The organism is Mesorhizobium loti R88b (genome assembly GCF_013170845.1).
Classification (GTDB): Bacteria; Pseudomonadota; Alphaproteobacteria; order Rhizobiales; family Rhizobiaceae; genus Mesorhizobium; species Mesorhizobium loti_B.
The window spans coordinates 1,796,903-1,819,503 of sequence record NZ_CP033367.1 but is presented as its reverse complement, the minus strand read 5'-3'; the positions used below and the strand labels follow the sequence as shown (position 1 = coordinate 1,819,503).

22 protein-coding genes are annotated in these 22,601 nt (G+C 60.5%); 7 read left to right on the top strand and 15 right to left on the bottom strand.

All coding sequences use genetic code 11. The features are described 5' to 3' along the window. Nucleotides 1-124 precede the first annotated feature (124 nt). On the bottom strand, nt 125-1,303 hold the full coding sequence (locus EB235_RS08910) for a DUF3095 domain-containing protein (protein ID WP_027031339.1): 1,179 nt from the start codon (nt 1,301-1,303) through the stop codon (nt 125-127). A 74-nt stretch (nt 1,304-1,377) separates the two neighbouring features. On the opposite strand from EB235_RS08910, the gene EB235_RS08905 reads away from it, so the two are divergent. Continuing rightward, complete coding sequence (locus EB235_RS08905; RefSeq protein WP_027031340.1) at nt 1,378-2,466, top strand: glycosyltransferase family 4 protein; 1,089 nt, start codon at nt 1,378-1,380, stop codon at nt 2,464-2,466. After that, nucleotides 2,463-3,239 (top strand): polysaccharide deacetylase family protein, encoded by a 777-nt coding sequence (locus tag EB235_RS08900; RefSeq protein WP_027031341.1) that lies wholly within the window; start codon nt 2,463-2,465, stop codon nt 3,237-3,239. Before EB235_RS08905 ends, EB235_RS08900 begins: the two co-directional genes overlap by 4 nt. Before the next feature lie 73 nt (nt 3,240-3,312). Here the strand turns inward: EB235_RS08900 and EB235_RS08895 are convergent, their stop codons facing one another. From EB235_RS08895 to EB235_RS08885, 3 genes are all read right to left on the bottom strand, one after another. After that, nucleotides 3,313-4,167, bottom strand: a complete 855-nt coding sequence (locus EB235_RS08895; RefSeq protein WP_027031342.1) for an MBL fold metallo-hydrolase — start codon at nt 4,165-4,167, stop codon at nt 3,313-3,315. Between the two features lie 77 nt (nt 4,168-4,244). Next, nucleotides 4,245-4,694, bottom strand: a complete 450-nt coding sequence (locus tag EB235_RS08890; protein WP_027031343.1) for a cyclic nucleotide-binding domain-containing protein — start codon at nt 4,692-4,694, stop codon at nt 4,245-4,247. 35 nt (nt 4,695-4,729) lie between these two features. Continuing rightward, on the bottom strand, nt 4,730-7,444 hold the full coding sequence (locus tag EB235_RS08885; RefSeq protein WP_027031344.1) for an ABC transporter transmembrane domain-containing protein: 2,715 nt from the start codon (nt 7,442-7,444) through the stop codon (nt 4,730-4,732). 271 nt (nt 7,445-7,715) lie between these two features. Between EB235_RS08885 and EB235_RS08880 the strand changes: the two genes are divergently transcribed. Continuing rightward, nucleotides 7,716-8,390, top strand: a complete 675-nt coding sequence (locus EB235_RS08880; RefSeq protein WP_027031345.1) for a hypothetical protein — start codon at nt 7,716-7,718, stop codon at nt 8,388-8,390. Nucleotides 8,391-8,487: 97 nt separating this feature from the next. On the opposite strand, the gene EB235_RS08875 is transcribed toward EB235_RS08880, so the two are convergent. Genes EB235_RS08875 through EB235_RS08865 form a run of 3 tightly spaced genes read right to left on the bottom strand, consistent with a single transcriptional unit; the run spans nt 8,488 to nt 12,081 of the window. After that, nucleotides 8,488-9,624 carry a glycosyltransferase family protein gene (locus tag EB235_RS08875; protein WP_027031346.1) on the bottom strand — a complete coding sequence of 379 codons (1,137 nt, stop codon included), beginning with the start codon at nt 9,622-9,624 and terminating at the stop codon, nt 8,488-8,490. After that, on the bottom strand, nt 9,621-10,865 hold the full coding sequence (locus EB235_RS08870) for a glycosyltransferase (RefSeq protein WP_027031347.1): 1,245 nt from the start codon (nt 10,863-10,865) through the stop codon (nt 9,621-9,623). The genes EB235_RS08875 and EB235_RS08870 overlap by 4 nt, the downstream gene beginning before the upstream one ends. A 1-nt stretch (nt 10,866) precedes the next feature. After that, nucleotides 10,867-12,081: a glycosyltransferase family protein gene (locus EB235_RS08865; RefSeq protein ID WP_027031348.1), complete on the bottom strand. Its 1,215-nt coding sequence runs from the start codon at nt 12,079-12,081 to the stop codon at nt 10,867-10,869. Between the two features lie 984 nt (nt 12,082-13,065). Here EB235_RS08865 and EB235_RS08860 point away from each other — a divergent pair. Further along, nucleotides 13,066-14,220, top strand: a complete 1,155-nt coding sequence (locus tag EB235_RS08860; protein WP_245268843.1) for a RelA/SpoT domain-containing protein — start codon at nt 13,066-13,068, stop codon at nt 14,218-14,220. 384 nt (nt 14,221-14,604) lie between these two features. Next, nucleotides 14,605-14,898, top strand: coding sequence for a hypothetical protein (locus EB235_RS34570; protein ID WP_027031349.1), 294 nt, complete (start codon nt 14,605-14,607; stop codon nt 14,896-14,898). 78 nt (nt 14,899-14,976) lie between these two features. Here the strand turns inward: EB235_RS34570 and EB235_RS08850 are convergent, their stop codons facing one another. The 4 genes from EB235_RS08850 to EB235_RS08835 all read right to left on the bottom strand — a co-directional run bounded on the left by EB235_RS08850 (nt 14,977) and on the right by EB235_RS08835 (nt 18,195). Then, a complete protein-coding gene (locus EB235_RS08850) occupies nt 14,977-15,276 on the bottom strand; it encodes a hypothetical protein (protein WP_155256414.1) in 300 nt (99 codons plus the stop codon). A 42-nt stretch (nt 15,277-15,318) separates the two neighbouring features. After that, nucleotides 15,319-16,386 (bottom strand): cyclic nucleotide-gated potassium channel, encoded by a 1,068-nt coding sequence (locus tag EB235_RS08845; RefSeq protein WP_027031350.1) that lies wholly within the window; start codon nt 16,384-16,386, stop codon nt 15,319-15,321. Between the two features lie 162 nt (nt 16,387-16,548). Next, on the bottom strand, nt 16,549-16,893 hold the full coding sequence (locus EB235_RS08840) for a YqaA family protein (RefSeq protein WP_348626916.1): 345 nt from the start codon (nt 16,891-16,893) through the stop codon (nt 16,549-16,551). A 9-nt stretch (nt 16,894-16,902) separates the two neighbouring features. Further along, the gene (locus EB235_RS08835; protein WP_245268845.1) at nt 16,903-18,195 is read right to left on the bottom strand and encodes a multicopper oxidase family protein; all 1,293 of its coding nucleotides are present in this window, start codon (nt 18,193-18,195) and stop codon (nt 16,903-16,905) included. On the opposite strand from EB235_RS08835, the gene EB235_RS34690 reads away from it, so the two are divergent. Both EB235_RS34690 and EB235_RS08830 read left to right on the top strand, forming a co-directional pair. Continuing rightward, the gene (locus tag EB235_RS34690) at nt 18,188-18,448 is read left to right on the top strand and encodes a hypothetical protein (RefSeq protein WP_245268846.1); all 261 of its coding nucleotides are present in this window, start codon (nt 18,188-18,190) and stop codon (nt 18,446-18,448) included. The two genes, EB235_RS08835 and EB235_RS34690, sit on opposite strands and share 8 nt — an antisense overlap. A 407-nt stretch (nt 18,449-18,855) precedes the next feature. Further along, a complete protein-coding gene (locus tag EB235_RS08830; protein WP_027031351.1) occupies nt 18,856-19,404 on the top strand; it encodes a glutathione peroxidase in 549 nt (182 codons plus the stop codon). 83 nt (nt 19,405-19,487) lie between these two features. On the opposite strand, the gene EB235_RS08825 is transcribed toward EB235_RS08830, so the two are convergent. The 4 genes from EB235_RS08825 to EB235_RS08810 form a co-directional block, all read right to left on the bottom strand. After that, entirely contained in the window at nt 19,488-20,375 is an 888-nt protein-coding gene (locus EB235_RS08825; RefSeq protein ID WP_027031352.1) for an MBL fold metallo-hydrolase, read from the bottom strand. A 108-nt stretch (nt 20,376-20,483) separates the two neighbouring features. Next, nucleotides 20,484-21,140, bottom strand: a complete 657-nt coding sequence (locus EB235_RS08820) for a hypothetical protein (protein WP_155256415.1) — start codon at nt 21,138-21,140, stop codon at nt 20,484-20,486. A gap of 23 nt (nt 21,141-21,163) precedes the next feature. Continuing rightward, nucleotides 21,164-21,517 (bottom strand): cupin domain-containing protein, encoded by a 354-nt coding sequence (locus tag EB235_RS08815; RefSeq protein WP_027031353.1) that lies wholly within the window; start codon nt 21,515-21,517, stop codon nt 21,164-21,166. A gap of 134 nt (nt 21,518-21,651) precedes the next feature. Then, a complete protein-coding gene (locus EB235_RS08810; protein WP_027031354.1) occupies nt 21,652-22,545 on the bottom strand; it encodes a sugar phosphate isomerase/epimerase family protein in 894 nt (297 codons plus the stop codon). Nucleotides 22,546-22,601: the final 56 nt, after the last annotated feature.

Below are 22,601 nucleotides of genomic sequence, written 5' to 3'. Positions count from 1 at the left end.
AGGCGTTCAAAAATCTGCTTTCCCGTCAATTCGGACAGACTACCCGCGCCCGTGGCGAGGCTAACCGGGTCCCGAGAACCATGGCCGAGGCATATTGCCGAAAGTCGATTTCCGCAAGCCGTCATCAGACCGTCGCCTTCGCCTTCAGGCTTGCGGCCGCCATCGCATAGCCGCCGTCGGCGCCATCGATGAAATGAACGTGATCGGGCTGCAGCGGCGAGATGACGAGGCATGTCATCAAGGCCGATTTCTGGCGGTGCAGGCCATAGCTGCAGATGCCCGCTTCTTCCGCCTGTTTCAGCCGGCTCTCGATCCGTTGCAACACATCCGCGTCGACGTCGATGGTCATCTTCAAGCCGTCGTCGAACTTCCGGAAATCCGAATTGCTGGCCACCTCGCGTTTGTAGACCTTCGGATCGAAACGGCCGATCGTCCAGCCAAATCTGTCGGTGACGGCCGTAAGCGTCATCAGGAACATCACCCACAGTTTGGTCCGCCACCGCCATCCTGGCGGCGCAGTGGCCCGCGCCTCGACATCGAGGCCGGCGGGCAGAAGACTGTAGGCCGGCCCGTCCACCGGCACCGGGTGGCCATCGCGTTCCTGCCTGCTTGCAAGGGCGATAATATCGGAAGCCAGAAACTGAAAACCGCGCAGATCGCGCGCCGCCCCCGGCAGGGCTATGATCGAGACGATTTCACCATGCCGCGCTTCGATCGGGTTCCAGCGGCAGGAGAGACCGGTCAGATCCGGCCGCGCGCCGGCTGGCGCAGGATCGATGCGGTAGCGCCCCGCTTTCATCTCGGCTTCCGCCCAACTGCCGCCACCGCCGGCGAACATAGCATAGAAGGCCGCTTCGGAGGCCTGGAACCTCGCCACGCGAACATCGAAGCCTTGCGCTCTTATGTCCTTTATCGGCACGATTGCCGCACGCAAGGTCAGGTCCAGTTCGTCCGCCACCCATCTCTGGACAGAAGCCAGCGCGTTGCGGGCGATCTCAAGTGCCGAGCCGGGAAACGCCACGAGTGCGCCGTCGCCGCCGAAGACATAGGGAAGATCTTGCCGGCCCAGCGCATTGAGCAGCGCCGAAATGACGCTGGCGCCGGCCATATTGACGGTTTTATAGCGCCCCGCCTCGATCGCTTTGGTCGAGCCGACAATGTCGGCGGTGGCCAGCGCCCAGCCATCGGGCAGAGGCCGATAATTGTCGATATCGGCAACGCTTTCGAACTTTGCGAAGACTGGCAAGGAACCGACAAACGGGTCGGACGCGACAGCTGTTTCCATGAGCATTAGATAGCACATTCCAACGCTTGAAGGTGAAGTCGATCGCGCTTCGAAATTGACTTGCGCAGGCTTTCCGATGATAGGGTCGCGCGATGCGAATTGCCTTCTACGCGCCGCTGAAGTCACCCAATCATCCCGTCGTCTCCGGCGACCGCCAGATGGCGCGGATGCTGGTCCAGGCGCTGCAGCATGGCGGGCATAGCGTCGAACTGGCATCGGAGTTGCGCTTCTATCTACGCCAGCCGGAGCCGAAAAGTTTCGATACGCTCAAGATCGAGGCCCGGGACGAAGCCGCGCGGCTGAAAACGCTTTGGCATCGTGACGGCAAGCCCGATCTCTGGTTCTGCTACCATCCCTATTACAAGGCGCCCGACCTGATCGGGCCCGAGTTGGCGCAGGCCTTTGCTGTCCCCTATGTGACGGCGGAAGCCTCCTATTCCAGGCGACGCAACGCCGGTCTGTGGGCCGATAGCCAAGGCTTGGTGGCGCGAGCCATCGAAAAGGCGGCGCTGAACATCTGCTTCACCCAAAGGGATCGCCAGGGGCTGACAGATGCGATTCCCCAGGCCGTATTCGATATGCTTTCGCCCTTCATCGACACATCGGCATTCCGCGACATGCCGTCACGGAGTTGTCCGACGCGCCTCGTTACCGTCGCCATGATGCGCCCGGGCGACAAAGTCGAAAGCTATCGCATGCTGGCGCAAGCCCTCGGCTCGATCGGCCACCTGCCCTGGACCATGTCGGTCGTCGGGGACGGGCCTGCCCGTGACGAGGTCAAAGCGCAATTCGCCGGCTTGCCCGCCGACCGTATCGAATGGCTTGGCGCGATCGAGCCGGCCGCCGTGCCGGATGTTCTTTACAGCGGGGGAATCTACGTCTGGCCGGGTTATGGCGAGGCCTATGGCGTTGCCTATCTTGAAGCACAGGCCGCCGGCCTTCCGGTGGTGGCTCAGGACATCGCCGGCGTGCCGGAGGTCGTGCGGGATGGCCAGACCGGGTTTCTCACCCCGCCGGGCGATGTCGCGGCGTTCGCTTTCGCCATTGAAAGGCTTCTGACCCGTAACGACGAAAGAACCATCATGGCCGCAGAAGCCAGGCGTTTCGTCCTCGAAGAACGTTCTCTCGGTGGCGCGGCGGCGCGTCTGGCCGAACTTCTCAAAAAGATTCCGGTCTCATGACAACCGGTCCGATCTGGCAGCCCTTGGTGGAAGAACTGGCGCGCTGGCAATGGGCGGGCCGCAAGGCGGAGTTCTGGCTACGCGACGATGATGCCGTGGATCCGACGCCGGCGCTTGATCGGCTGCTCGAGCTCACCGGCGAATTCGCGGTTCCGGTCACTCTGGCCGTCATTCCGGCGCAGACGGACGGGAAGCTTGTCGTGCGGCTTGACGAGGCGCCGCATGCCGCGGTCGCCATCCATGGCTGGGCGCATCGAAATCATGCGCCCGAGGACCAGAAAAAACAGGAGCTCGGTGCGCATCGGCCACGCGATGCGGTGCTCGATGATCTGGCTCGCGGGCTGTCGCACGTGACCGGCCTGCACGGCACACGTGCCGTTCCGATGCTGGTGCCACCCTGGAACAGGATCGACGCAGGCCTGGTCCCCGACCTTGGATCGATAGGATTTGCGGCATTATCGGTCTATGGGCCGCCCAAGCCGGCTTCGCTGGCGGTCATCAACAGCAATGTCGACATCATGGATTGGCATGGCACGCGCGGTTGCCGAGATCATGGCCTCTTGGTTCAGGCTATCATCGCGCAATTGCAGCATGCAGACGACGGTAGCGAACCGGTCGGCGTTCTCACCCACCATCTCGTACATGATGAATCGGCCTGGCTTTTCCTCGAACGGCTGTTCGCAGTCACCGCACAGGCTGAAGCCTGCGCATGGCTTCCGATCCGGACATTGATCGGGCGCAGCGCCGCCACAGCAATTCCAAGAAAAGTGTGAGCGGTTTTGCCGGGAAAAGCGCATAGGGCTTTCCCTTGGGAATCGCGTCAAAACGGATATGAAGCAAAATAACTCAGCGCCCTTTGTGCAATGCGACTGGAAATTCGAGCGTCTGGCCGTCCCGCGCGGCAAAAGCGCCGGCAAACCTGTCTTTGGCCAGCTTTTCGATCTCCTCCAGTTCCTCGTCGGTGCGTGACGGATCGTGGTGAAACAGCGCGAGCCCCCGCGCACCGGCCGCCTCACAGAGCTTGACGCCCTGTTGCCATGTCGAGTGCCCGTTACCGTGGCGGCGTTCCATTTCCTCTTCAGTGTAGGTACAATCGTAAATGACGAGGTCGGCATCTCTAATCAGGCCGAGCACCGCCTGATCGAGCTTGTCCGGCTCGTGCTCGGTATCTGTGATCACCGCCACGACGCGGTCGGCCCATTCCACCCGGTAGCCTATGCAGCCGCCCGGATGGACAAGACTGCCGGTTCGCACCACCACCCCCTCGCGCGGCTGAAGCACGTCTCCGGACACGAAATCGCGACAGTCGAGGCTTGCCTTGCAGACGTCCAGTTTCACCGGAAACCACGGCGGCCGTATGAACTTATCGATCATCTGCCGGGTCGTCATGCGTCCTGCAAGATGTCCCGACCAAAGCGTAACCTTGACGCTCCGGTCATAGATCGGCGCAAAAAACGGCAGCCCGATGATGTGATCGTAATGGCAATGAGTGAAAAGCAGGTCGAAATCGGTCACGCCCGACGCCCGAAGCGCCCCGCCGGCAGGCCGCAGGCCGGATCCCGCGTCAAACAGAAGCGTATGCTTGCCACATCGCATCTCAATGCAGCTTGTGTTGCCGCCATAGCGAGAGAATTCTGGCCCCGATACCGAAATGCTGCCGCGCACGCCCCAAAATCTGACCAGGAAAACGTTGTCGTCCATGCTGCAACCCCTTCGCAGTCCCGTCGCCATGATAGGCAGTGCCCTCACGACGGCGAGGCTTAAGCGCACATCACTCGTTACTTGGCGCTCCGCGCGTCGATCAGATCCGCGGTCGTATGGCTTAGGCGATCGGCAAGAACCCGCACCATCTCGATGGTCATTTCCGGGAACTCCTTCATAAGCCTCAGAAAATGATCCTTGCGGATTCTCAGGGCTTCCAGTTGAGTTGCCGCTCTGACGGTGGCCGTGCGGGAGCTGTTACACAATATGGCGATTTCGCCAACAATCGAATTCGGTAGCAGTTCGGCGACTTTTATCGGCCCGCTGTCGGAATCCACCAGAATATCCGCCTTGCCTGAAAGGATGACATAGGCGGCGTCGCCCTCGTCGCCCTGCCGGAAGAGGATTTGACCGGCGCTGTAGTTCACACGATCGGATGTGAACGCAAGCAGCTTGAGCTTTGCCGGCTCAATGCCGGAGAACAGGGGAACGCGTTGCAGCATTCCAACTTCATCCTTGAGCAGCATTGTCGCAAACCTTCCCAAAATTCGCGTTTGCCAGACTATGACAGAAGTTCCTTGAAGATACCGTTCTCTGCCAAAAGTGTCTCGTGCGTTCCGTCTTCCACCAACTGACCCGAGTCGAAGACGATAACCCGATCGAACATCATCGCCATTGCTGGATTGGTCACGGCCCACACAATTGCCGGCGAATGGTCGTCGCGTCTGGCTTCCTCGAGCACATTTCGCAGCACCTTGTCCTGCATGCGCTGGTCAAGCGCCGACAGCGGCCGGTTGAGAATGAGAAAATCGGGACGCTTGAGCAGGGCCCGGGCAACATCGAGCTTCTGTCGCTGTCCACCGGTCAGCCGCCTGCCACCGGCGCCGACGTCGAAGTCCAGGCCGACATCCAGAAGTTCGGCATAAAGCCCGAGTTCGTCAAGAATGTCATAGACGATGGCGCGTATACGGTCCGGCGCGTCGGGATGGTTGTTGCCCACACGCCCAAACAGGACATTGTCCATGACGGTGGCCGCGGCGATGTATTTGGCAGGGTCATACCGTTCGACCGCATTTTGCAGCTCGGGCGGCAGGTTTTCATAGAACTGGTTGCGTGCGGCGACGATCTTGTTCATCAGCTCGTCGCTGAGCAGGCCGAAGCGGTGCAGGGGCTCGATATAGGCAAAGCTCAAGGTGATGATCATGGCGCGGTCGGCCTCCGAAACCGCCTCGTAGGGACGGTTCTTGAGCCGCTGCAGCAAGGTCTCGTAAGCGGGTATCTCCTCGGCGCTCATGAAGGCGAGTTGCTGGAAGAACTGGTGGTCGGGCGGCAGGTCGGCAAACAGCTCGATCGTCTGTTCTGCGATCTCCATGCCCATGCCGTAGAGTATGCCGTCGAGGCCGGCTTGCTTCAGCACGGAAGCAAAATAGGGATTGGCCGCCAGAGCCTTGTCGGCCAGTGCAAGGCCGGAGGCAGCGCCGAAGAGCAGGTTTTGACCGATCGTTGCTTCCTTGTTGTAGGCGCCCGGTTCGAAAGGAACCACCAGTCCGCTCAGCCCCTCTTGTTCCAGCCGGGTTCGCAGCGCCGCACGCAGTTCGACAATCCGCTTGGCAAGCTCCGTGTGGCGCTTGAGGTCGGCCAACGAGCGCAAGCCAAGATCCAGAATGTCGCGTGACAGAACAACCGCGTCGAGCACCCGGCGCACGGCCTCAAAGAGGCCGTGCGGGCCGGTGGCGCCAGCAGAAGCATAGTCGATCCAGTCGCTGTGGACATCGAGATCCGGATTGCCCGACCGATGCGCCTCGGCGATGTTCCAGCGCTGCTGGTCTGCCGCGGCGCCCTCATAACGCACCGATGTCAGCGGCGCATGCTTCAAGCCGTAGAGCAGGTTGTCGCGGAGGCTTGCGTGGAATAGGAAAACATCCGACGAGGCATAGGACATGCGCCGGCCTGTCACGGCTTCGGGAAGTTCAAGCAGGTCATCGGCGCCCGAAACAACCCTTCCGCTGTCCGGCCAGTTCAGCCGCGCGAAGGCTTCCGCAAGCGCCTCTGCGCCCCCTGTAGCGGTACTGACCAGCGCCACCGTCTCACCCGGCTTGACCTGCAGGGAGATGCGGTCGAGGAGCATTGCGCCGCCATCGTCTGCTATGGACAAACTGACCGCCGACAAGGGGTTGGTCATCGGACCGGGATCATCGACCATCAATGCCCCGATTCTCGGCGCGATGAGATCCTCGACGGTGAACTGTTCAACGACCTGCTGATATTTGACCTGGACATCCTGCCGATCCTGATCCCAGTCAATCAGTTCCTTCATTGGTCCTGGCAGGTCCTTGTAGGCGCCGATCACGGCCACGAGCTGGCCGACGTTCAGCCGCCCGGCGATGGCCAGGTACCCGCCGATCATGTAGAACAGGAAGGGCGTGATCTGCGCGAGAAAATTATTCAGGAACTTTACCATGAATTTCCATTGGTAAAGATCGAAGCGTATCTTGAAGATGAGTCCGAGCCGGGCTGCTATGTCGGCGCGCTCGTAGTTTGACGTATCGTGGACGTGAACCGCGCCAATGCCGTCGACGATTTCGCCAACCCGGCCCGAAAGCGCGCGCGCCGTTAATTGCCGTTGTCGCCCGAGCACGATCAGCCGCCGCCGCATTCGCGGGATGAGCACGATCTGGATCACCACGATCACGAACGCTATCATTCCGAGCCAGACATTCTGAACCAAGATGAACAGCATGGCCGTCAGCGCCTGGCCGCCGAGCAGCACTGGCTGTAGGAAGGCATCGCCGATGAAGCCGCCCAGCGGCTCCACCTCGTCCTTCACCATGGTCGCCACTTCGGCGGATTTCACACGCTTAAAGTAAATCGGCGGAAACCGCAGCACACGATCGACCAGTTCGAAGCGGATGCGCCGTAGCATGCGTTCGCCGAGGCGGCCCTTGTAGGTGTTGATGTAGAGCTTGAACAGGCCGTTGATGACGACGAGCAACAGGAACACAAGGCTCAGGGCGAGCAGCGTCGCTTTGCGGCCGAGCTGAAAACCGGAGAAGAACAGGACGTCGCCAATGAACGGCAAGTCATAGTGTAGCCTCATGAATGGCTGGGTCGCGCCCGGTTGCTCGAAGCCCTTGCCTTGGATCGGGCCGTTGACGATCAGCTTCGGCAGGTCGAAGGACATGAAATACGGGATCATCGAAAGCACGACGATCATCAATATCCAGAGCTGCTGCTTCCTGGTGTGCGTCCAGATATAGCGGGCTAGGCTGGGTTCCATATGCGACTGTGGTCTTTCAGGTAGAAGGATTCAGGATGAAAAAAAAGCACCTGCCGGAAAATGGCGTATCGGCAATGTCTTCGTTGCCGGAGACAAGCCCGAAGCTGTGGTGCACGCAGGACGCCGGTGATCCCGACGGATGCAACCAGCTCTCTGCGGCACCGGGCAATGGCGAAGCGGCTTGCAGCATAATTACGTCCGCGAATGAAACAACGTTGCGGGGAGGCAGGATTGCGTTGTGTCGCCCTAAATCCCAACATAAAAGACCAATATGATGGATGTCACGCAGCCACGCAATGCCAGCCTGAACTGGCACGACCAAACCCTGGACCTCACGCGGGGAATTGCTGCCTATGTCAACCACCCTCTGGTGGCAGGGCTGGTACGCGTCATCGCCAAGCATCCGAAGGCCGACATCGCCAACGCCTTCAATCACAAGCAGGTCGCCTGCAAGATGTGGGCGCTCGATAAGCTGTTCGAAAGCCGCGGCGGCCGGTTCGGTCGCATATGGGTTCTGGGTGGGTGGTACGGCATATTGCCGGCAATGCTTTTCAACGACGCCCGCTTCGACATCGCTACGGTCGAGAGCATCGACATCGATCCCGAAGTCGCGCCGGTCGCCCTGACTCTCAATCGGGAAGCCGGCGATCGGTTCCAGGCGCTGACGCAGGACATGTACGCACTCGACTATGCGGCCGGGCGGCCGGACCTGGTCGTCAATACGAGCTGTGAACACATAGCCGATCTCGGCGCCTGGCTTGCCCTTCTTCCGCGGGGAACGAATGTGCTGCTGCAATCGAACGATTATTTCAGCGAGCCGACGCACATCAACTGCGTGGCTTCACTTGCAGCCTTCGAGGAAGTGGCGGTGCTGCGGGAGATCAGCTTCTCCGGCGAACTGCCAACAAAAAATTATACACGCTTCATGCTGATCGGAACTGTCTGAAGCGCGCTGCGCGTATCTCACCCAGACGCGACGCGCGTCAGAATCCATCGCCTGTTTGATCATGAGCTTTTCCGAAACCGGGCTCGACTTTCGGGGATCATGTTCGATACCGCTCGCGCAGGATTTGCGCCGACCGGCGCGCGCCTTCCAGGTCGAGCCGATGCGCGGCTGGCGCCGGTCCCGCAAGCGCCTGTTCGATCGCCTGTGCCAGACCTTCAGGCGTCAGGTCGTTTTCCATCAGCACCGTCGCAAGACCGAGTTTTTCGAGCATTACGGCGCGAACCGTCTGTTCGGTTTCGCCGCCCGCCGCGAATGGAACGAGCAGCGAGCGGCAACCCGCGCGCAGCACATCGCAGACCGTGTTGTAACCCGCCTGCGACACCGACAGCCGGGCGCCGGCCAGCAGGCTGGCGAAGTCCTCGCGGAAGCGGAAGATGGACAGGCCCGGCGTGGCATCGGCTGCGATTGCGTCGAACTCGTCTTTCGGCAAGTTTGGGCCGCTGATCAGGCACCATTTCCACCCGTTTCTGGCATTGCGCGCTGCTGCAATGGTGGAGCTGACAAGGTTCTTTCCGGCAGCCCCGCCGCCAACCGACACAAGGACGTCGAAGCGCTCGGAAGCCGCGGGCGCCGGCGGCGCCGCAACGAGCCCTGTGTAGGTCACCTCGGCCGTGATCGCCCCGGCCAGTGGAAATGTCCTGTCGATGGTTGCGAAAGCCGGATCGCCATGGACCATGACAAGGTCGAAATGCCTGTTGATGAGATCGACCGTTTCCTCGTTTCGGCCCGGCTTGACGCGCTCCTGAAGGATATCGCGGACGGACGTCGCCAGCAGCGGTCTGGGCGACGTCGCATCGATGGCCTCGATCAGCGGCAAGAGTTCGAAACGCATCTGCCGGCGTCCAAATGGAAACGCCTCGACAATGACGATGTCAGGCCTGCAATCCCGGAATGCCTGAAGCAGCATCCCTGAACGCAATGTCTTGAAATCATCGTCGATGGGTTTGCCCTGCAGGTCGACAAGTCCGGAAAATCCTTCATCGCCCGAGGTGACAGGCGGCAGGGTTACAGTTTTTACCCCCGGTCCCGGAAACCCCGCGATCGGCGCTCCGCCGGTCGCGACGGTTACGTCAAACCCGTCATCGCCCAGAGCCGCCGCAATGCGGCTGGCGCGCGCGAGATGGCCGATACCGAGCAGGTGCTGGACATAGAAGAAAGCGCGCAGCCGCTTCATTCGGCCGCCTGCCACTCCTGCTGGAACAGTTTCTTGAGCTGTCCAATGCTTGTCACATGATCAAAATTGCTTCGCACGCGTCGCTCGGCGGCCTCGCCGAGGCGGGCGCGCAGCACGGGATCACGGATCAGGCGCTCCAGCGCCTGTGCGAGAGCAATCGGGTTTTCCGTCGGAACCAGCAGCCCGGTTTCATCCGGCGTCAAAAGCTCCGGCACGCCGGCAATATCGGTCGACACGCAGGCAAGCCGTTGGCTCGCCGCCTCCACCAGAACATTCGGCAGGCCGTCCCGGTCGCCATTTGCAGTGATCCTGCAGGCCAGGGCGAAAATGTCGGCGCCTCGGTAGTGTTCAAGCACCGCCTCCTGCGCAAGCGCGCCTTTCCAGGAGACGCGGCCATCCAGTCCGAGCTTTTTCGCCAGCGCCTTGAGCCGTTCCAGTTCCTCGCCGCCGCCGATATGCTCGAAACGCCACGCCAAATCGCCAGGCAAGAGGGCAAGGGCCTCAAGCAAGGTATCGTAACCTTTCTTTTCAACGGCGCGCCCGACACTCAGAACGACAACCGGTTCGCCCGGCGCCGAGCCGTCATGCTGTTTTCGCACCTCGCCGAAACTGCCGAAGCGATCAAGGTCGAGCCCATGATAACTAAGATGCACACGCGCGTTGCCGGTAGCGAGTTCTTTCAGACGGTCGAACCCGGTTTTCGTGCAAGTGACCGTCCAGCGCGCCGAGGAAAGCTTGCCGGCCAGATCCCAGTCTGCCGAAGTCCAGATGTCCTTGGCATGGGCCGAGCAGCTCCAGGGCAGGCCACGAAGCTGGCTGGCATAGCGCGTCACCGATGCCGGCGTGTGCGCGAAATGTGCATGCAACCACCCCGCATCTTCCGGCCATTCCGCCGCCAGCACGAGCGCTTGTCCGAACCGGCGCACGCGATTGCGGGTAAAGTCGCGGAGGATATCGGCAGCTAGCGACCGGAGCGCGCGCCAGAAGCCCGGCCGCGGCAGACAAGCAAACAGCGAGCGAACCACGCGCAGCGGCTCTTCATGCAGATATTCCGGCAGATAATGGACGGGCGCTTTGATCTCGTCATGCACCGGGTGGCGTCTTGCGTCGGTCGGCCGCCTGAGCGCGACGAGTATCAGGTCGAACCCCGAACGCTCCAGACCGAGCAGTTCCTGCGCGATAAAGGTTTCCGACAGCCGCGGATAGCCCTTCAGAACCACGATGATCTTGCGATGTTGCAACTCAGTTCATGCCTTCAATGACCGAAAGGTGATGGCCGGCCCGCCGGTCGAGCAGTTCCGCGACGATTTCGGAAATATGAGGCAGCCCCTCCATCGTCAGATGCGGATTGCTCTGCGATGGGCGGGGCCGGTCCGGCAGCACCTTCAGTGCATCGGCAAACCGCTGAGAATCCTCGGCTTCTTCCGGCAAAAGCATCTCGATGAGGCCGAGTTCGGCTGCGCGCCGTGCGCGGATCAGTTGTTCCTCGCGGGGCTTGATGCGCGGCACGATCAGCGCCGGCTTGTCGAAAGACAGTATCTCGCAATAGGTGTTGTAACCGCCCATCGCCACCACCGCCTTGGCGCCGGCAATCAGGTCTTCCATGCGGTTGTCGAATTCGATGATCTTGACAAAGGGGATCTTGGACCCCTTCTTGAGCAACTTGTTGCGCTTGCGCGCCGGCATGTAAGGCCCAAGCACGATCAGCGCCCTATGCTGCAATTGCGGATCCTGGTGATAGGCATCGATGACGTTGTGAACCAACTCACCGCCGTCACCGCCGCCGCCGGTGGTAACGAGGATATAGTCGCCCTCGGGCCGGTGGCCCGGCAACTCATTCTTCTGCAGGCTCCGTTGCAAGAAACCCACGAACTTCATCTTTGCTCTGACAGCCGGCGGCACATCCAGGCCGGTCAACGGATCGTAGAAATCCGGTGGACCGTAGACCCAGACCTTATCGTAGAACAGGCCTATCTTGCGCATTACGTCCTTGCGTGCCCACTCTGCTTCGAGCAGATGCGGCGCGTCCATCACCTCGCGCAGGCCTAGCACGAGCGTGGTGCCCCGTGTCTTGAGGTAGGACAGCGTGTCCTCAATCTCACCGCGCAGGCCAAGGGGTTCCTTGTCGACGATGAGGATATCCGGCCGGAAGGTCTCGGCTGTGTGGCGGATGATTGACTGGCGCATCCTTAGCGTCTCGTGCAGATCGATATCCTTTTCCAGCGAGGTGTATTCGCCGTTGCGCAACTTGATGACGCTGGGGATCTTCACGAAGTCGACACGGGCGCGGTAGTCGAAGGCGCCAGCGATAGGCGCACCCGAAATGATAAGCACCTGAAGTCCGCGAAAATCCTCGACCAGCGAATGCGCGATCGTCCGGCAGCGCTGCAAGTGGCCGAGCCCGAACGTGTCGTGGCTGTACATAAGAATTCGAGCATTTTCTGCGTGCTGGGTCATTGTTGAACGTCTTTTCGAATTCTCGCCTTTAGGACCGTGACAAACCCGCAGGCTTCGAAACCGTCCTGACTCTACCGACCTGTTGTGAAACATGAGGGCGCAATTTTCAATTTGTATTACCAAAAAACCGTAGATCGCCCAGCCAAACTGGATGCCCTGCGGGCAATTTCGCCCCGGCGGCCTCGTTTGACGCCGCACCGGCCGCTGAATCTACAAGTAGGTTGCCTGAGGTTTGCGCGAACTTCGCCGCGATTCCATTCGCAGTTCGACAGCACCAGATTCAAAAGCCGTTTCTTCTCGTTTGGAGCCTGTCGAGCAAACAAGCGGTTGGCATCACGGGCCAGTTCCAGGAGCCGCAGGCTGTCTTCCATATGATCCTTGCGCATCGCTGTGCCGCTCGATCTCACGTATCAGTCGCGACTGTTCGACCCGCCATTGCGCCGAACGCGATGTAGGCTGCGAAGGTCACCCCAAGCATCGCCAGAACTGTGATGATACGATAGTGAAGAAGCAAACGCCACCAAGACCTACGCCTCATGGTCCTCGCAACAGGAACGATGTTACCCATAATCCCTTCCCCAGGGCAGAATGCGTCCGTTGCATGCAGAAGTCTAGGTCGGCGCCTCTAGAGGCCAGCCCCCCTACGGCCAGGAGGCGCCCAGCTTCATTTCTCAGGAAGAACGTGGCGCCTCTCGAAAGTCGGCTTCCAGTCGCGGTTTCGTCTCCGCTGCTGGCCTTCGTAACCGGGGATGACGGTAAAGAACACAGGCAGGCGGTCGCGGCCGACTGCCTTGCATTCGAGCTGCCAAACAGCCCGATGAGATCGGAATGCATCGAGCCGTGATCAGGGCTCAGCCTATCTGTCAGTGCACCGATGCCTAGCTTTGTCGATTTGCAGCACATCGGGTGCCAGCAATTGGCTCGTGAGCGACCAGGGTGTCGGCTAGGGTCTTTTGGAGGCGTGTACCCAAAGGGATATGATCCATGAGATTTGATTCCCTTGCGCTAATCCCGCCAGTCCAGAATGAGGCGGACTACCTTGACTTCATGGGTCCAATGACTGAGTACCCGCGCCTTGCCTACAGCATGAAAGCCGTTCGCAAGGCAGGCGACCGGCTGGCAAAACCTATTCAGTTCGGACGAGACACCACTGCCGGCCAGTACGTGGACGCACTCGAAAACTTCTCAATCGCCAATAGCTGGCGCGACTCGCACTTTCTGCCGATGCGGAGCGTTCGGTTCTCTGTCGGTCACCACGTGAGAGCCCTGCGACTGAAGGGCGACATGGCATCGCGTCCGAAGCGTATGGCATCCATTCGTCGGAAGCTTCGAGAGTCCACCACCAATTTGGACACCATGAACGACATCGGCGGTTGCCGAGCGATCATGGCCGACATCAAAGGTGTTCGCTCGCTTCTCGCATCGATGCGAGACAAGTTCCCCCATGAGATCCACACTCGGGAATTTAACTATATCGATGAGCCGAAGCCGGACGGCTATCGAAGTCACCATATTGTTTTCAAGTACCGTCCCAGAGATGTCGACACTGAGGCTTTCGAGGGACGACGCATCGAATTGCAAGTTCGGACCAGACTTCAGCACTCATGGGCAACTGCAGTTGAGGCTGTCGGGCTATTCCGGGGCCAGGATTTGAAGCACGGAAAGGGCGAGCAGGATTGGCTACGCCTTTTCCAGCTTATGTCGGCGGAATTCGCGCACGTTGAGCAGTGTCCCGTCCATATCGGCGTTCCCGATCACAACGACCGGGTGCGAGAATTGCAGGATATCGACAAGCGTATAGGTGCAACCAGCATACTAGAAGACATCAAGAATCTTACCCACTACTCAGAGAGCTTCGTACAGGCAACGGAAAAATCTCGATACTATTTTCTCCAATATAGCAAGGACCATAAAGTTGCCATCGAGCCATTCTCGACACTTATGCTAGGCGCGCGGAGATTGAAAGAGATAGAGCAAAAAATTGAGCTAAGGGGCATTGATGCAACGGCTGTCTTGGTCGAGGTAGATAAGGTCGAAAAGCTTGTTGAAATGTATCCGAATTACTTCGGAGACGTTTCCTTATTTGTTCGTAATCTGAAATCCATCTGCAGGGAAAGGCGACTATCGAATACAGTCTAGCCCGCAATAGGTGGTAGCTCCGAAGCCTACGAAAGGCCCGATTATGGTTGGCTTAAGCGTCGCTTCCGTTTGAAGTTGCCGGACCATTGGCTTTCCTCGACAGAATTCGCCCTATAGCGTGTTCGAAATCCTTGCCGCTTTCATCAGCCTCTAGCTCACGGGCGGCTTCCTTGAACCGCTATTCGAAAAGGTGCTCAAGATTGACCGAAATCATCCTCTGGCCCGGTTGGAGCTGCCCCACGCACTCGCAAGTCTCGGTCGCATGGACGAAGCCGTGGTTCTTTTGAAAGAGGCAATAGAACGGCGCATCGCGGTACCGACCGCGTACAGTGCACTGGTACAAACACGCAAATTCACCGAAGAGCCCCCGAACTCGAGTCTATCTTGGCGGAGCTTCGCGACCCGGATCTTGGATCGGATGACGCATCTGCGCTCCATCACGCCGCCGGAAAAGTGCTCAACGACCACTGCCGCTACAAGGAGGCGATGGATCACTACAAGAAAGGGAATCGAGTCGGGGGCCATAAATTCGATCTGGAAAACTATCGTCGCTGGGTCGATGCCATGATCGAAACCTTCACCCCGGAACTGTTCGCTTCAAGGGTCGCTTCCCGGAACTGTTCGCTTCAAGGGTCGCTTACGGCAATCCCTCGGACGCGCCTGTATTCGTTGTCGTAACGTCAGGGCCGAATGTCTGACTCAGCCCACCTTGCCGCTAATCCGACCAATATCGTCGAAGACCGAGCGAAGCTGGGGCTAAGGAAACTCAGTATCGGCTTGCGAAGACCGCCCTTCCCTCAGCACGGCATCAAGTTTGGCTGCCGCACCGGCAAGGGAAGCTGTGGGGGTTTTCGACGATAGCTCAAGCAGGTCCTCTGCTCGATCGGCAGACTCGCGTTCGGCGCGCAACTTCGCCGAGTAGCCAATCTCCCTGTCGGCGGCATCCCAGTGCGCCTGATGAGCCGCAAAATCGGCTTCGGACTTCCCACGAACAGCCGCTTTCGCTGGAGCTACATCGAGCGCCTCGGTAAGCGCCTCAATTGAATACAGCCTCACGTTCTCTCCGTCGCGCAGCCGCACAGTCGTGCAAGGAAACGGTCACGCGCTCGCCGCCGCGCCGCGCCGCTCGAGCGCAGTCTTGCGGATGATTTCCGCGATCTCCGGGCTGCTGCCGCACAGCATCTGGAAATCCGCCGAGTGCAGTGACAGGAGTGAGACCACAGTTGCGGCGCTGACGGTCGCCGAACGCGGTTCGCCGCTGATCAGCGCCATCTCGCCAAAGAAGGCGCCAGGGCCAAGCTCCACCGGATTCGGCGTCGCGACGCTGACGCGCCCCTCCACGACGAAGAACATCCGATCACCGGGCTCGCCAATGCGGCAGATCAAGGCGCCCGCCGGCACCGTGCGAGCTCTTAACGCGCGCACGATCTCGACCAGCACGGCCGGGCCGAGCTTCTGAAACAACGGCACGGCGGCGACCAATTGCCAATTGCGGACAAAATCCCCCCGGCGGACTTCTTGATAGAAGCCCGTGGCAAGAATGCCCGCCCAGAGCCCGAAGATGCCGATGCCACTCATCATGACCGCACCGGCAAGGACGCGGCCGGCGAAACTTTGCGGGATAGTGTCCCCATAGCCGGTGGTAGACAGCGTGACTACCGCCCACCACATTGCTTGGGGGATGCTGCCGAACTTTTCCGGTTGGATGTCGCGCTCGATGACATAAGCCGCGAGCGCGACAGCGAACAGAACGACGCCGAAGAGCGTGGTGACGCCGATCAGATTGCGCGCTTCGTTGGCCAGGACCCTGCCCAGCACCGGGAAGAAAGTCGAGTCGCGCAGCGGTTTCAGCAGCCAGACAGCACAGTAGAGGCTCCGGTCGGGCGTGCCGACGAGAAGAAATGCGGCGAGTGGAACCAAGACCGCGAGCACATCGATGGCGATTTTGGGCGCCCTGTCCCGCACGTCCCCCGCCCGGCGCTTGAGCAGCGTCGCGGCCAGTTGCAGGAGATAGGCGCCCCAAATCGCCGCGAGCAGGGCAGTCAGAGCCAGCCTGCTTCGCCCGGACATGTCCGGTATCGTCAGCGCCGCCACCGCCAGCAACCCAGGCGCAGCCAGCACCGCGCTGAGCGGCGCGTAAATTCTTAAGAAAGGCAGTACCGACATTCTATGCCCACTGGCGGCTACTACCGTCCAGAATAGGATGCCTTCAAGGCAGCCGCAATCAGTTGCCATTAATCAATGATGTATCGCCACGAAGATTCGGCGGCCAAATTTCAGGGTTGCTATGGACCGAGACGCTGTCGCACCTGATCATTGGCAGCGAACTTAAATGAGACCTATTCCAGTCCGGCCTTGAACGCTGCCGCCCAGCAGAGAGCTCCAGTTCGCACAAGTCGATTTACCGCCGATCCGATTGGTGGGGGGAAAGGCGGTAGCATAGCGATCGGGAGTGGCGGGAAACCAGCGCCTGTTCCGCAGCGTGTCGATGCCACGCCCCAGAATCCAGTTCACCACGGAGCCGAGCGTATTGCCGACCGTGGCAACGGCAAGGAGCAGCGCAGGATCACCACGGCCGGAAACGACAAGGCCGGCAAGCACCGCCTCCGACGAGATCGGCAGGACGGTTGCGGCGAGGAACGCGCTGAGGAACAACGCGCCATGGAGCGCCATCACGGCGAACTATGCTTGCACGTCGACAATGCCCATCATGCCGAGCTGCTCATGCTCGAGGATGTGGCAGTGATACATCCGCGGCCCCGGCCGGTCCTGCCGCAACAGCAGCCGCACCGTCTCCCCGCGCGCGACATTGACGGTGTCCTTCCAGGCGCGATAGGCCGGCTTTGATATGGTGCCGCCACGTTCGTGCTCGATCACCTGGAACTGCGTCCCATGCACATGGAATGGATGATCCATGTCCGCCTGGTTGACGATCTCCCAGAGTTCGACCTGTCCAGCCTTGGCGATGACGTCGATGCGGTTCATGTCGAATGCCGCGCCATTGATCAGGAACCCCATCTCCATGCCGCTGGCGTTCATGGTCATGGTTTCGGTGAAGACGAAGCGCCGGCTGACGACAGGAGCGCCGAGCTGCGCGATCGGCCGCAGCCTGTCGGGCAGTGGCGGAACGGAATCCGCCTCAATCTGCGAGACATTGAACGTCAGCAGCGTCAGCCCGGCATCGGCAGGTCGCCCTGGACCCATCCAGCCGCGGTCATAGGCTAGCGTGGTAAGCGTGGCAGCGCCGGATTTCTCGAAAGAGACGACCAGTTCAAGCCGTTCCGCCGGGCTGAGCAGGATGTCGTCGGCTGAGACTGGGGCCTCCAGCAGACCGCCGTCCGTTCCGATGATCGTCATCGCCGCAGCGCCAAAGGAGAGTCGCAAAAAGCGCGCGTTGGTCGCGTTATAGAACCGAAAGCGCCGCTTTGTGCCACGGGGAACCGTCAGTGTCGGATTCTTCTGTCCGTTGACCAGCACATGGTCGCCGACGCGTCCGTTCATCAGGTCCGTCATCGTGTTGTCGGGCAAGGTGCCGTCGGCCGCAAGGCGCAGGTCGGTGAACATCAGCACGGTGTCGCCATAGGCGGCCGGGATCGGATCGGCCTTCGGCTTGACCACGAACGCGCCGGCAAGGCCGCGATAGACCTGCTCGGCCGTCTTGCCGTGCGGATGCGGGTGATACCAGTAAGAGCCGGCGCTGCCTTCCGGCAGGTCGAAACTGTAGGTGCGATCGGTGCCGGTCTCTACCGGGTCCATCGGATTGCCGTCCTGGTCGGCCGGCACCGGCATCCCGTGCCAGTGGATGGTGCTCGCCTCGTCCGCAATTCGGTTGGCGAAGGTGATCTCGACACGGTCGCCCTCGACCGCCTCGATCAGCGGCCCGGGGCTGGTGCCGTTGTAACCGAGGATCGGCGTGTCCAGTCCTTCCACAAAACGCGCCACGGCGGACCCGGCCGTCAGGGTCGCCTTGAACACGCCGGGGCGTGCTGGCTTCGTTCGCCAGCAGCGGCAATTCGCGCAACGCCTCGCCCTCTGGCAAAACGGCCGCGCCTTGCGGCCCGGCTCCCATGTCGTGGCCCCCCATATCCATGCCCGGCATGTCGTCCATCTTCATCTGCGCAACGGCACGCTCACTCACAAGAACCGTCGCAAGACCTGCCGCCAGAAAACCTCGCCGATGCATCGGTCGTCTCCTCGATCAGTCGTTGAACGCTACAGCAAGGTGTGAACCGATTCTCCGTTCGGAATTACGTCAAAACAAAGAAATAGAGTCTCGTCGTTGCCGTGAAACAGCGAACAACTCTAGTGGCAATCCTGAGAAGACTGCCGATCCCCGGCTAGGTCAATGCGGCGTTTGGGCCGCCTGGTCGACCCCGCGTCATGGCTGACGGAAAGCTCGTCGACGATCGAGCAGCGCGGGCGACCACCACAGCCCCCTCATGCGGGCTGCCAAAGACCCGTTTGCGAACGAGACCTGAGACATCGATTGATCATGCAGCTCGACCCGTCACGGCAGCGAAGATAGGGCTGTCTCTCAAAAGGCCCGGCAATCTCGTTCTGGAGAACGCTTTCCTTGACGGGAACGACGAAGGCACCAATGTACGAGAGCGATATTGCATGCAGGGAATTCTGCCTATGACAGCCCCGATCTACGACATTCCATTCAGCCGCGCCGATGGCTCAAACACGAGCCTTGCCGAATATGCCGGCAAGGTCCTGCTGATCGTCAATGTCGCCTCCAAATGCGGCTTCACCAAGCAGTATGACGGGCTGGAAGCGCTCTACCGGTCGCATCGCGACCAGGGCCTGGTGGTGCTTGGCTTCCCGGCCAATGATTTCGCCGGCCAGGAACCGGGCACGGATGCCGAAATCCAGGACTTCTGCAGACTGACCTACGGGGTTGAATTCCCGGTGCTCGCCAAGATCACGGTGAAAGGACCTCACAAGCATCCGCTCTATCAGGCGTTGGTCGAGGCGCAGCCACAGGCTGCCTTCAAACCGGGCAGCACGCTGCTCAGCCGGCTGGGCGGAGGCGGCGTAGCACCTGCGTCCGGCGAGGTCAGTTGGAACTTCGAGAAGTTTCTGGTCGATCGGAAGGGAACCGTCGTCGGTCGCTACGGCTCCGACATCGAGCCGCAGGACGAGGTGATCGTCGGCACCATCAGCAGGTTGCTGTCGATTTGACACCAAACTGAGCAATGAACGCCGCTGCGTACCATGTAGCTTGTGCAGCTAAATGGCGTGCTAAAACCGAAGGATCGAAACGCTTACTGGGGCTTGTCGCTTGGCGCCCATTTGAAGTGATCGCCATCCTTCTCGATGTACCCAACACCAGGGAACGGGAAGTGCGGCGCAAAGATCAACTCCTGGTCTTTGGCCAGTTTCGCCAAAGTCTTGGCTCTGTTGTGCTCCGCTTCCGGCTTGTCGCCGTCGAAGGCCACCGCCCAGTCCGGCTTGGCAAGCGAAAGGATCGAGCTGTGCACGGTATCGCCGATATCGAAAAGCCGGTCCTTCCCGGACTTGATCTGGTAGCCGACATGGCCCGGTGTGTGCCCCTTGAGGGATACCGAGGTGATGCCGGGCGCGACCTGGGCGCCGGCCTTGAACGGTTTGACATGGTCGGCGATGACCTTGACGATGTCGGCCACGCCCTTGTTGGACTTGGCGAAATTCCACTCCACGTCCGACATCCGGATCGTGGCATTGGGGAAGGCCAGTTTGCCGTCCTTGACCAGTCCGCCGATATGATCGGGATGAGAATGGGTGATCAGGATTTCGTTGACGTCACCGGGTTTGACCCCAGCCTTTGCCAGGCTGTCCTGCAGCGCGCCGCCGACGCCGGTGTCGATCAGCACCAAATTGTTCTTCGATTTCACCAGCAAGGCGTCCACGCTTAGCGTGATGTTATCCGTGGGGGCTCCCGCTGCCTTGAGCAGTTCGCCGACTTCCGCAGGACTGTGGTCGATGCCGAAGGTCTTGCCGTCATTGGGTTTGACGAACTGGGCGTCGTGCAGGGCGACAATGTCGAGCTTGCCAAGCTTGAACGTCTTGGCGTCCGGCTGTTGCGCCGGCATCTGCGCCATTGCCAACCCTTGGTGAAGAGCCATCAAGGCCGTCATGGCCATCAGCCTGGCGGTGGATTTGAACATTGTCATACGGGCTATCCTATCGCTGCGGGAGGCGCGACCGTACCGGATTACCCCTTGTACGACAGACAGTTTAGGGGACCGGTCCGATCACAAAGTCGCTAGCGGATATAGGTCTCAGGAATGGTCCGGCAACAGCAGTTCGTTGCTCATATCCGCTTCCTGGGACGACTCCACGGGCTGGCACAGTGCATAGGCCCTCTCCAGCGCCGCTTCGGCATCCCTGTGCGTCTGCTTTTTCATGATTGCCTCGGCCTTGCCGATGACGCAGTCGAAATAGGCATCATCATCCGCACGGGCCGTGCCTTTCAAGGAAATGGTGGAGAGCACGCCAATGGCGATGAGTGCAATTAGCCTCGCCGGCAGGCGAACCTCCGACTGACTTGCATCCTGGCTGGCCGCTGTCCCCTCAGAGGTTGCAGGCTGATAGACCAGTCTGACAACCAGCGCGAAATAACCGATCTGCAACAGCACCGCGCTTGTGGCGGCCCATGCAAGAGCGGCCCATGGCGACCCTGTTTTGAGATAGGCCGACATCGCGACGGACGCCGACGTTGCAATCATTCCGATGAGGAACTGTGGGAAGTACATCATTGCCAACCGTTGTGGATCGGGACGGCCCATGGCCGCGTCGCCACAGGAGCAAACGCCGTGCCAGACGTCCTGACCCATTACGGTGCAGCTGGTGATTGCACGGGGCCAGTGAGGCAACCCGTCGAAACCGATGTGGCAAAGAAAAAGCCCGCCATGGCGAACCATGGCGGGCTTCTTCATGTTGCAACTGCGATCAGGCCGGCTCAGGCAACCCTGACGACGAAATGCTTGGTCACCGGCTCGATGATCTTCCAGGTTCCCTTGAAGTCGGCTTCGACCACGAAGGCGTCGCCGGGGCCCACTTCGACCGGTGTGCCGCCGTCGGGGGTGATGATGATGCGGCCAGCGATCATGTGGACGAACTCATAATCGGTGTAGGTCGCATGATAGGTGCCGGGCGACGCCCGCCACGTGCCCGACATCACCTTGCCGTCCGCGGTCGTGTGCTGCACGGCGGTTTGCATGGTCGGCTGGCCCTCGACCGCGATCCAGCCAGGCAGGTCGCCGGCTTCCGCGTGTTCGATCGCGCCGAATTTGAGGATCGTCTGCTCTGTCATGCCGGGCTCCATTTGCTCATCTGTCTGGAGGTCGGATAGCCGATGCGCATGACGGGAGCAATGCATGCACCATGAGACCAGTGCCGTTACGCACTGGACAGTACAGCTTGGGACGTCCTGCGCCCGCGGCCGCGTTACGGCTTGTGCGGCGCCGAGACGAGTTCCGCCTTGCGCCGCGCCGTTTCCAGCCCGAGGCCGATGAAGGCGCGCGCATGCTTGGCGAGCGCCATATTGTCGGTCCAAAGATTGCGCCAGATCGCGGTTTTCTTCGACAGGTTCTCGTCGACGATCTCCGATGAGAAGGATTCGAAGCTGAGGTCGTCGGCATAGCCGATGGCCGTCAGCGCATCGAATATCGCGGCGAAGTCGATGTTGCCGGTGCCGAGGAAACCGCGATGGCTCTCGCCGATATGGACATAGCCGATCTTGGCTGCGGCGTGGCGGATGGCCAGCCCGACATCGGCCTCCTCGATGTTCATGTGGAACGTGTCGAGATGCAGGAAGATGTTGTCCGAGCCGCTGTCCTCGATGAAAGCCAGACCTTGTGAAGCGGTGTTGAGCAGATTGCTTTCGAAGCGGTTGACGATCTCGAGGTTGAGCGTGACGCCGGCCGCCTTCGCCGTCTCGGCGACCCTGGCCAGCGTTGCAGCGCTGCGGTTCCATTGATCGCGCGCCGGTGCCTCGACCTGCAGGCCGTGGCTGGCCGACAGAATGCCGGCGACCTTGCTGCCGCCAAGGTCGCGCGTCAGGGCGATGGTCTGGTTGAGGATCTCGACGCCGCGCGCTGCGACCGCCTTGTCGGCGCTCGATATATCGCCATCACTGGGCAGTCCGATGCTGATCGCCACGCCAAGACCAAGATCGGCGATGCGCCTGGCGAGCCCGCTGATGTCGACATCGGCCGGGTCGAGATAGGAGAATTCGATCAGGTCGAATCCGGCCTCCCTAGTGTTGGCCAGCGTCCGTTCAAGCGCGCTCTGCACCGAACTTGCCGACCAGACGAAAGAATGGATTCCGATGCGCGCCATGATCGTCTCCGGTTAGCGGCGATAAAGAGGAGAGCGCGGCCGGGTCAGCCCGGCCG